5 protein-coding genes are annotated in these 11,035 nt (G+C 65.6%); all 5 read right to left on the reverse strand.

The window, feature by feature from the left end; genetic code table 11:
* Positions 1-10: 10 nt before the first annotated feature.
* Positions 11-6,292, reverse strand: a complete 6,282-nt coding sequence (locus tag ACKAMS_RS32605; RefSeq protein WP_408990044.1) for a helicase-related protein — start codon at positions 6,290-6,292, stop codon at positions 11-13.
* Positions 6,211-6,825, reverse strand: a complete 615-nt coding sequence (locus ACKAMS_RS32610) for a hypothetical protein (RefSeq protein ID WP_032407546.1) — start codon at positions 6,823-6,825, stop codon at positions 6,211-6,213. The genes ACKAMS_RS32605 and ACKAMS_RS32610 overlap by 82 nt, the downstream gene beginning before the upstream one ends.
* 285 nt (positions 6,826-7,110) lie before the next feature.
* Positions 7,111-7,587 carry a DUF4913 domain-containing protein gene (locus ACKAMS_RS32615; protein WP_372581632.1) on the reverse strand — a complete coding sequence of 159 codons (477 nt, stop codon included), beginning with the start codon at positions 7,585-7,587 and terminating at the stop codon, positions 7,111-7,113.
* Positions 7,584-9,479 (reverse strand): type IV secretory system conjugative DNA transfer family protein, encoded by a 1,896-nt coding sequence (locus ACKAMS_RS32620; RefSeq protein WP_408990043.1) that lies wholly within the window; start codon positions 9,477-9,479, stop codon positions 7,584-7,586. Before ACKAMS_RS32620 ends, ACKAMS_RS32615 begins: the two co-directional genes overlap by 4 nt.
* The gene (locus tag ACKAMS_RS32625; RefSeq protein WP_372581630.1) at positions 9,473-10,135 is read right to left on the reverse strand and encodes a TraI DNA relaxase; all 663 of its coding nucleotides are present in this window, start codon (positions 10,133-10,135) and stop codon (positions 9,473-9,475) included. The genes ACKAMS_RS32620 and ACKAMS_RS32625 overlap by 7 nt, the downstream gene beginning before the upstream one ends.
* Positions 10,136-11,035: the final 900 nt, after the last annotated feature.

Below are 11,035 nucleotides of genomic sequence, written 5' to 3' on the forward strand. Positions count from 1 at the left end.
GCCCCGGCTATCAGTCCAGACCGAATCCGATGTCCCGACCAGGTTCGTTGGGATCCGGAGGCGGGAGCTTCCGATCTCGGTCGGGGCGGCCGGTGCCGGGTTCGCGGTGTTCGGGTGGGGCGGACAGTCCGCGACGGGGCCGATCCGGGTCGACTGCATCGATGCTCGACGATGATGCGCGCTGCAACGCTTCTACTTCGGCCTGGCGCATCATCGCTCGTACATTGTCGGCACTCCCCATTCCTAGTTCCTCTACGTACGCAGGGGTGGGGTTGAGCATCAGCGACCACCCCGGCTGCCGTCCCTTCGCTGCTGCGCGTTCGGCACGGGCCGCGTCCCGGGCGACGGCTTCGGGACTCGTTTCTGCCTCCTTGATCTCGCGCCGTAGCCGGGCGACTTCGTTCGAGAGATCCTTCAGCTGTACCGCTTTCGGGAAGTCGGACAGCTCGACCAGTTCGAGGTCGTCGAGGCGCTGCTCGTCTCGATCGAGTGAGCGTTCGGCCTTCGCCAGGTCCGTGTCGACGGTGTACGCCATGTTCTCCACCCGAGTGAGCAGACCGAAGGCATGTTGGCTGCGATCACCGTCTCCGATCCTCGGATACAGGTCATGGGCTTCGATTGTTTTGGTGGACGACCCGAGCCCGGAGAACGACAGATACAGCGCACTGGCCTGTGCCGGGCGAGAGGCCTCGATCGGGAATCCGCTCATCTCCGCGATCACCATCGACTTGGTCAACCCTTCGCCCTTGAGGGCCTGGTAGGTGCCCTGCAACGCCATGGCCATCGCATTCGCGGCATCGCTGCGTTTGTCGTAGAACACCCCACGAATGGTCATACCGGGCCACTGCTCGACCTCGCGCCGGCCTTTGAGGATCGGTGCTGCTTCGGTCAATTGGGCGACCCGCTGGCGTCCCCGCGGTACTTCACGGCGCAACCGGTCGCGGTCACGCTCGATCGAGCGTTGCTCGGCGAAATGCGAATCCGCCTCGGATTGGAGCTCCTGAAGCTGCGAGTCCAGCTCGATCTGCTGGATGTACCGATCATCACCGGTGGCAAGGGCTTTGGTCATGGCCGAGTTCTCGGCGAGCGAATCGCTGTCGAGGTCGACCACCCGCCGCATCGACCGGTCCGCTTTCTTGAGCTGTTCGATGAAGTGCGCCTTGCGGTGCACGGTCTGCCACATCACGGTGTCGAAGGTCTTCTCGGCGACGTAGTTGAACACCTTGACATGGGCGTTCTGGTTGCCCTGCCGGATGATTCGGCCCTCGCGCTGTTCGAGGTCGGCCGGTCGCCACGGCACATCGACGTGGTGCAGCGCGATTGCCCGGTCCTGAATGTTGGTGCCGGTGCCCATCTTCTCGGTGGACCCGAACACCACCGATACCCGTCCGGTGCGGCACATCTCGAACAGGCGGGCCTTTTCCGACGGCTTCGGGTAGTCGTGGACGTAGGCGATCTGTGTGGGCTCCATTCCGCCGGCGAGCAACTCCTCGCGGATCCCGTCGTAGATCGACCACGACCCGTCGGCTTTCGGTGTGGATCGGTCGCAGAACACGATCTGCAACGCACCCGGTGTCGGGTGCGGGTCACCGGAGGCATCGAGGTAGACGTTCTCGCTCGATTCGTTGTGCACCTGCAGGATTCGTTGCGCGACGATGTGCGCACGGGAATGCTCCGGCGGTGCCGGGTCCATGTGCGCGACCCTCGGGTCGAGGGTGGCGTTGCGACCGTCGTTGGCGACCTTGAGGGCGTTGTCGAGATCAGGACGTTTGACGTCGGCGTGATCGGCCCGGTAGCCCAGATCGGCGATGAAGTCCTGCACTTCCAGCGCCGGGGTGAACGTGACGTCGGTGTTGCGCCCACCGTCCTTGACCGGAAGGTTCGCCGGCACCTGATCGCGGGTGACCGCGTCGGTGTACACGCTGGTCATGCCGATCAGGTCGCCGACGTTGGTGAATTCCCCGACTCGGGTGATCGCCCGCAGTCTCGATCCGGACGAGTTCAGCTCGACCCGTTCGACGGTGTCGGTGAACGTCGCTCCCCAGTCGTTGATCGAGGCGACCCCGGCGTCCTCGAGGAGATCCGGACGCAGGTAGTGCTGCATCACCCACAGCTCGGCGAGAGAGTTCGCGACCGGGGTGCCGGTGGCGAACGTGGCGACACGTTCGACGTACTCCTCCGGCGGGATGCCTTTGGTGATCGCTTCCTCGCGGCGCATCGACCGCAGGTAGTTCAGCTTGAGGTCCATGTCGGTGGCCCGGTGCGAGCCGTCGTTGGCGAGCTCGGTGACCCCGGATGCGCGGGCGAGGTTCTTGAACTCGTGGGCTTCGTCGACGAACAGGTAGTCGCAGCCCGACGCCTCGAACGTCAGCCCTCGATCCTTTCCGGCCTGTTCGAGAGCGGTCTCGAGTTTTTCCTCGAGCTTGGCCTTCATCGCTTCGAGCCGTTTCTTGGTCTGGCGGCCCTCGACATCGCCCAGATCCGCATCGATGGCCTGGACCTGGCCGCGGATGTACTCGGCTTTCGTGCCGGGATCGACCCCGATGGAGGAGAACGCCGACCGCGGCACGATGACCATGTCCCAGTCCTGCGAGGCGGACTGTGCGACGAGCAATCGGCGCCCTTCGGCGTCGGTGGCCGCCGATCCGGACAGGATCCGCGCGCCGGGATACCACTGCCCGGCTTCGCGGACGACCTGGTCGATGATGTGGTTGGGCACCACCACCCACGGTTTGTCGGCCAGCCCGAGGCGCTTGAGCTCCATCGCACCCATGAGGATGGTGCCGGTCTTGCCGGCCCCGACGACGTGATCGAGCAGCACCGTCGGCTCGGAGACGATCCGGGCCGCGGCGTCGCGTTGGTACGGGTACGGCGAGTACTTCTCACCCAGGCCGGGGAAGGCCATGTGCGCACCCGAATGCACGGGTGCGACAAGGGAGTTGAACTTGTCGTTGTAGATGTCGAGGAGCTGTTCGCGGCGGACCTCGTCGGAGTGCAACGCCCACTGCCCGAACTCTTGCGCCAGCCGCCGCGCCTTCGACTGCGCCGCGCGGGTCGCGGCATCGTGAATGCCCGGTGCCCCGGCACTCTCGCGGAACTCCTTGGAGGTGGCGATCTCGATCGGGTCGCTGTTGAGCAGGTCGGTGAGTAGTTCTTGCCACTCGTAGTCACCGGAGCGCATTCCGGCGTTGCCGATCCCGCGGTCCTCGGCGGGCCGGTGCTCGAAGTTGTACTTCGTCGACCACGATCCACGTTTGGGCACCAGGCCCCACTTGAGGTGCTGCTCGCCCACACCGGGGTAGGCCTCCACCGACACCGACCAGCGCCCCGATGCCCGCTCGATGGTGACCGGAACATCGGCCGGCACCTCGAAGGTCTCGCGGACGAACTGGGTGTAGGTCTCGATCGGCACCCACGGCGCACCGAGAGCGACATCGACATCGGTCTTGCGCGGCGGGATGACCGCGGTCAGTGCGTCGACGTTGGCTTGGTAGCGGGGATCGAGCGCGGCGATCTCTTCGGCGTCGGCGAGTTTGGTGCGGACATTGCCCGACAGATAAGTCGACGACGACACCCACCGGGTGGGGTCGGTCAACGTGCGGAAAGCACGTCCTTCCATCTGCGTTTCGGCCTGCTCGACGGTGGTGCCGAGCAGTTCGGCGATCCGCCCGACGTCGAGGCGGGCTTGCTCGTCGAGGCTGATGGCCATCGCCTCGTCGACCGTCTCGGCGTGGCTGCGCAGCTCACGCGAATGCAGGACGTCGGTGTGGAAGATCGCCGCCTTGCGGGCGGTCATGGTCTCCTCGTCGAAGTGCTCGAGGGAGAGCACCGCAGCGAACGTCGGATCGGTGCGCAGGGCCTTGCCGAGGTGGCTCTGCAGCTTGGTGGGCTGGCGGGGGTTGATCCACGCATCGTCGGAGAGGCGGTCGTAGACGTCTTCGGGAACCTCTCCGGCATACGGATCTCCGGCGACTCCTTCGTCCTTGCGCCAGGTGTCGATCAGCTTCGCCAGAGCGGCGTCGTGCTGCGATTCGGTGAGGTCCTTGGGTATCGACATCTTGAACCGGTTGATCGGGCCGTAGCGGGCAACGTAGGCGTCGTACTGCTCACCGAGGATCTCCCGCAGCGCTTGCCGTTGGCTGGGGTCGGTGGGGCCGCGTTGCGCGTCGATGAGGGCGTGGGTGGTGTCGCGGAGCGCGAGCAGCTCGCCCCATTCGGCGACCTGCTTGGCTCCGCGAGTGTTCACCGGCTCCCAATCGCGGGAGTTCCAGCGTTCGATGGTCTCCATCTGCGCGTCGTGCCGCAGCGTTCCCACCGCGAGCTCGTCCTGCGCCGGGCCGTTCCCGATCGCCAGCAGTCCGCGCTCGAAGTCCTCCCGGGTGGGCCCGAGGGTGTCGCGCCACGATGCGGTGAGCCCGAGACCGTCGGTCTTGGCGACATCGACGATCGCGGTGAGTCGATCCTCGACCAGGGCCGCGAGGTCGACGTCGCTGTCGGGGGCGTCGACGGACAGCGTCTCGTTGCCGTACATCCCGTGCCCGACCCGCAGCTCACCGAGCACCCATTCCGGGCGATCGGTGTAGACGGCATTGATCGGCACACCTTTGTCCTCGCCGGCATCGCCCCGGGCGGTGGCGTTCTCGAGCTGCAAGAACCGCTCGGTCAGCGGCGCAGGCTTGGCCCCGTCGGCGCGGCGACGCAACACGAGAATGTCGGTGACGACCTCCGTCCCCGCAACGCGCCGGAATGCGTTGGACGGCAACCTCACTGCGCCGACGAGGTCGCCGAGGGCGGCGATGTCGCGGCGCGCCCGCTGGTTCTGGGCGTCGAGGGTGTAGCGGGAGGTCAGGACGGTGACGTACCCGCCGGGTGCGGTCATCGCCAACGATTTGACGATGAAGTGGTTGTGGATCGAGTGCTTGGCCTGGTTGTGGACCGGGTCGTAGAGCCGATAGTCCCCGAACGGGACGTTGCCGATCGCCGCGGTGAACGACGACGCCGGAGCGGTCGTCTTCTCGAATCCTTCGGCGCGGATCTGCGCCGACGGATTCAACGCCGCAGCGATCGCGGCCGTGGTGGCGTCGAGCTCCACCCCGACCATCTGCGCCGAGCTGGGGGCATGAGCGATGAATGTTCCCGACCCGCAACCCGGTTCGAGAACCCGGCCACCGGAGAACCCGGCCCGCATCGTTGCCTTCCACATCGCCGCGGCAATCGCCGGGTCGGTGTAGTGAGCGTTGAGAATGGTCCGCTGCGCCTGCGCCCACGCGGAGTCGTCGAGCAATGAGCGGATCTGCTCGCGCTCGCCCGCCCAATCGTCGCGGCGCGGGTCGAACACCTGCGGAGTCGCACCCCAACTCGACCACCGGGCCAACACTGCCTGCTCGTCGGCGGTGGCGTACCGATCCTGCGCGGTCACCGCCGCCAGCACCCGCAGCGCTTCGATTTTCGCTGTCACACGGGCTTTCGCTCCGGACGGCACCAGTATCTCGGTGCCGGGCCGGAAGTCGACAGGCTCGACATTCCACAGTCGCTCGGCGACCGTCTGTGTGTCGACCACCATCCCTTCGGTGGTGTCCGGGACTGCGATCTCCGGGGAGGCGGGGACAGTCTCGGATACCGGCGCAGTCGTCTCCGGCACCGGTTGGGCTGTGGGGGAGTCGGTCTCGACGCTGAGTGGGGGAGTGCTCTGCGCCGGGAGGAGCTGGTCGACGCGGCGGCCGTCGACGGCGATCAGGTGCCGACTCTGGTTGCCGTAGCTCACCGCCGCGGCGTGATCGTCGGGCCCGAGGGTCTTCTGATTCTCTTCCGGAATCAGCGACACATCGCCCGCGCGCCGCAGCTCCATCAGCGCGTCGGTGACCTGGTCGGCGGTCAGCGTCCCGTCGAGGTCGGCGCGGATCCGCGCCAGCCGCACATACGCCTCGTCCTCACGCGCGAGCCGGCCGTAGGCATCACGCACCAGCTCCGTCGGCGACGGAGCTGGTGACATCGGTGCCGAAACGTCGACGGCGACATCCGGGGCGACCTCCGGTGCGGGCTGGAGCTCGCGCGCCTGCCGGGATGCGGCGTCGGCGGCGAGGATCTCCGGATCGACCGGTGCCGGTAGGGGTGTGCCGCCGATCTCGGTGGCGGCCGGGTCGATCGGTGCGGCACCGTCGGCGTCGAAGGAGAACAGATCCAGTTGGGCGTCGGATTCGCTGCGGCGGGTTACTTTCCGCTTGCCGCGTGCTCGGCCACTCTCTCGTCGAGCTGGTTGGTGAACGATGGATACAGCGGGTGGCTCTGCGATGTCGGGTAGGGCTCGTTGTCCTCGATCCTCGCCGCTATCAGATGCGCTGCGTAGTAGAGGAACTGCACCGGCCGGCCCTTCCACAGTTGATCGGTCAGCCGGTCCGCTTCCTTGTCCGGGTCCGCGCAGTTGAGCGGGTTGCGCCACCGCTCCGGATCGCTCTTGTGGACCTGAATCCGCGCCTGGTCCCGTTCCGCTTCGGCTTCCGGGCTCTCCTGGTCCGGCGGGTATGCCTCCATCTCCGGCGGGAGCTGGCCGTAGATCTCCTCGTTGATCACGAAGTCCGTCGCCTGCGCCCACGCCTGGTTGATCATCCCGACCTTCTCCATGTACGGGGGCGGCTGGCCGTTGTCTCGCATGTAGCGTTGCAGCACTTGCTGTTCCATGACGATCTTCATGTTGTCGATCCGCTCCGCGATCCGCTCGCTCTCGGTCTCGAGGAACGCCTGCTGATCGGTCGGGCTCAGCTCCTGCGGCAATCCCTGGTGCTCCAAGTAGAGCTTCATTATCTCCTGCGTTATCGGGTCGATCATGGGTGTCACTGTCCTCTGTCTCGGCGAACAAATCGAGTTGGAAATCGTCGGAATCTTTAGCCACGGTGTGCGCTCCTGAAGTCGGGCGAGACGTCTGTGCGACCCGCACTGCCCGGGACCGGGCAGGGATCGTTAACGTCGTCGTCGGCCGGAGACGCACTCTCCGGCCACATCGGACCTGGTGGGTCTAGCCGGACCCACCAGGTTCCTTCGGTCGATCGAATCGGTAGTTGTGTCAGGCTCCAACCCGAATCGTCAACGTATCTTGACGATTCGGGTGGAGCATCAGTCGAGCCCGTCGAACCAGCCCGCTGGGGGCAGAGTCAACGTTCGCCGTAGCGGCGGGGTCGTGACGTGCTTGTCTCTGCTGCACAGATACATCGGGCCACCGTCCGGATCGAGCAGCACGCGCAGCATCGGGTCGGCGTCGTGGATCCACCAGGCACTCGGAGCCCCGAGATTTTCGCTCGCTTCCGCGCCCTCCCACGCCAGCCACAGATCACGCAGGCGTCGCACCACTTCGTCGTGTCGCCACCACTCGGGACAGAACACCCGCCCGCTCTTACCGGCGGTGCCGCTGAGCTTGCGAGTGATCAGAGTCGCGAACCAGGTGTCGAACCAGTCGAACATCGACTCGTACTGCCGCTCCGGTGCCGACGGCTCCTCGTCCGGGCCGCCCTCCGCCGGGCCGCCCTCCGCGGGGTCGAAGTCGTCGAATGCGGTCACAGGCTCCGCCGGGTCGAAGTCGTCGAATGCGGTCACAGGAACGGCTCCTCGTCGATCTCGGTGACCTCGTCGAGGTCGATTGCATCCTCGTCGAGGAGAATCTGTGCCTTCTCAGGGATTCCGTATCGCTCGGCAGAGGCGGTGATGGCGTCGGCGTTCGGGCCGTCGGACCAGTACAGCTTCTTCATCAACACCGGCCGGTTACCCGAAATCTGCACCAAGGCGCGGGTTTTCGGGATCGCGGCGAGGTCGTCGACGGTCATGATCGGTTCCTTCGACCAGGACTGCGACTTCGAGGACGAGCCGCTGTCGAACATGCCACCGCCCCGCGAGGCCGACCAGCGTTCGACGTCGATATCGCCGACGGGCGCGGACAGGTCCGACAGGGTGGTCTTGTCCTTGATTCCGCCGCCGTACCAGAGGAAATTCGCGGCGTCCTGGAGTTGCTTGACCCCGTCCTGGCCCCACACCTTCTGAGCCTGGGAGAGGTTCTGCACGATCGTCATCAGGCAGATCCCCTGCGAACCGAGGTGGGAGTACCAGGCGGGGAGCTCGGGGAGACGGCAGACGTTCGCGGCCTCGTCGAGGACGACGAGCATCGGTACCGGCATCCGGCCGCGCGGGCTGCGGCGAGCGGTGCGCTGAGCGGCGTCGATGATCGACCCGATCAACGCTGTGGTCAGCGCTGACGACGAGTCCGGCCCTTCCTTCGACAAGGCGTAGAGCGTGTCGGTACTGGTCACGAACTTCTCGATCACGAATTCACGCATCGAATGTGGGTAGCGCACGCCCCAGCCGATGTCGGTGTCGAGGACCGCGCCGAGCGAGACGTCTACACGCTCGGGTGGAAGTACGCTCATCACGTAGGTCTGCTCCTCGAGCAGCCCGATGAACCGGCGAGCCATGTCGTACAGGCCATCTCGCTGGCGCGGGTTGAGTCCGCGCACCGATTGCAGCCGCATCGCGACGATCTGGTGGTTGTGTTCCTCGAGGATCTTCTGGGGGAGTTCGTTCTCCTCGTCGGAGAGCCAACCGTAGACGTGCAGCAGATCGCCACCCGCACACGATGCCGCCAGCATCATCTGCGCGAGCAGTTCCTGTGCACCCCCGTCGAAGTACGCATCGACGCGAGCCGAATCATCCTTCGACGCGGCCGCGAAATAGGAGGCGAGCTTGCGGGCCGCGACGATGGAGGTGACCCCGCGGAGCGGATTCCACCAGAACCCGTCACCGCCGGTGCGGGGGCCCTCGGCGATCCCCTGCAGGTCGTAGCGCCACACCGCTCCGAGCTCCTCGCGGACTCCACGGGTGAGGTCATGGCCGTCACGCTTGTTCGAGGTGAACATTGCCGCGCCCGGCGCGGTGCACAAGGCGTCGATCGCCATCGCGGCCGTCTTACCCATACGAGGTCCGGCAAGGGCGAACATCATGTCCTCCCACGACATGAACACCTTCTGGTTGCCTTGGACCGTGCGGCCGACGATGACCCCGATGTCGGCGTCGTCGAGGGTGTCCCGGTCGGCCAGATCCGAACGCAGCGACTTCGCTCGATCACGGGCCTGCTTGCCCGTCACCCCAGTCAGCTTCGATGTCGACCCCATCAGACGAGCCTTGGCATCGACATCGTTCTTCCCGCCGCGTGACGCCCGAGCGGCCGCAGCGACGCCGGCGAGACCGGAGCCGATGATCACCGCCATCACGAAGATCACCGTCGACACTGTCGGCCACGTCAGCTTCCCTCCGGCCACGGAGAACAGTGCCTGAAACGGGTTGCCGGGGATCGACTCACCGGTGTCGGTGAACGCGTGCCCGAGCCAGAGCGATCCGTATCCGAGGGCGATCAGCACGATCACCAGCGATATCGCGATCAACGGGAACAGCGAGGACTGAGTGCCGGCACCCTTGGCGGTCGGCCTTTTGGTCACCATGCGTCCACACCACCCTCGACGGCCGCGTCGACGCCGCGGTCGATCTCGATGACCTGCGCGACCCGGTCGGTGATGTCGACGACCGCACCCGACGACTGTTCCTGGCGCGGCGTCTCACGCAGAAGGTCGACCAGCCTCAGGGGTTCGACGTCGGCAGAGGTGGAGGACACGTCGAGGGCGTGTTCGGCGATGTCGTCGAAGTCGAGGCCATCGAGCTCGGCGGGCAACTCCAGAGCATCCATCGACAGACCGGGACGGAGCACCGCGTCGTCGATACCGTTGTCGACCAACCGTTCCCGCCACGCATCCTCGTGCACAGCCGTCCGATTGGCGGTGGCGTCCGCCCACTCCTGCTGAGCAGGATCGGTGAAGGTCTGTGCGGTGATCAGCTCGTGCGCGACACCGGACGCGGCGAGATACGCCGCCGCCCGCACCAACGACACGTCGGTGTCGAGCATCCCGAACGCGCGACTGTCACTGCGCGGCTCGTACGAGTGGGAGCGGCTGCGGATCTCCTCGCGGCGCACATGCGCCCGATCGGGCAGGCTACGGCGTCGAGCGGCAGCCAAGGTGGCGCGGCGACCGCGTTCGTAGGCGGCGGCAGCGATCTGGGACCGGCGCTGCAGCTCGGCCGTCGAAACAGAGCGAGTCGTCATCGAGGTTCACCACCGTCGATGGTGAACGAGATGTGGTCAGTACTGGGGGAGAGCGAATGAGGAATCGACATGGAGGGCCTTCACTGGGAGCGTCGGCCAGCCCACAGCGAATCGCACCGACACCCAAACAATGGTGTGGCGCAGCGCTGTTGCTGGATGGACGCTCGACCGTGACCCTCATCGACGGTCGAACGTCAACAGCTTAACCCATCATCACGCTGGTACGTATGGCCACCGGCAGTCTTCACAGTGACACGCTCGGTCATCGGGTGTTTGCTCCTTGTTCGTCGCTACTACGCAGCTGTCTCGTTCTTGCCGCTGGTTCTGTTGAGGACTGCTTCCAGCATTGCAGTCAGAGATGCCGTTTCAGGTTGCTGGTTTGTCGTATTGAATGCGGGTTGGGCAAATATCCTGAGGCCGAATTGTTCGAGGACGTGGTCGCGGGCGTCGTCGGCCAGAGGCTTGCACGTAAGCACTGATGGTCTGCAGTTGTGCTGCGGTGGTGTGAGCCCACCAGGCCTGGTGGCGATGTCTGCTGGCGACACTTGACGCGTAAGCAGATAAGGCTGCTACCGGAAGGGCTAGTGCGAGGTGGAGAAGCTGGCGGGTCCAGTCCTGGCTGTGCTCGGCACCGATCCACAAAACCAAGAGTGCGACCGCCGCGGTTCCTATGAGACTGACCACCGCCAGTTTCGACCAGCTACCGGCACTTTTAACTTCCTTCGCCGCGAGACTGTCGAAGTAAGTTGCCAGAGTTATTGTTCCGGCGCGTCCTGCCGTTTGTTCTGCTGCGGCGGCTGCTTTTTCAGCTCTCTTCGCGGAGCCTTGCGCTGCTTCTAGTTCGGCCCTCTCTGTCAGGATTTAGTGAGACACTCGGAGGCAACCGAGATCACTCACTGA

The sequence above is a fragment of the Rhodococcus sp. 5A-K4 genome, assembly GCF_046097995.1.
Lineage (GTDB): Bacteria > Actinomycetota > Actinomycetes > Mycobacteriales > Mycobacteriaceae > Rhodococcus_F > Rhodococcus_F erythropolis.

What these genes read in the sequence shown, in the direction of transcription:
- ACKAMS_RS32610 (WP_032407546.1), bottom strand. Translation starts at nt 6,825, where the DNA reads ATGATCGACCCGATAACGCAGGAGATAATGAAGCTCTACTTGGAGCAC.
- ACKAMS_RS32620 (WP_408990043.1), bottom strand. Translation starts at nt 9,479, where the DNA reads ATGGTGACCAAAAGGCCGACCGCCAAGGGTGCCGGCACTCAGTCCTCG.
- ACKAMS_RS32625 (WP_372581630.1), bottom strand. Translation starts at nt 10,135, where the DNA reads ATGACGACTCGCTCTGTTTCGACGGCCGAGCTGCAGCGCCGGTCCCAG.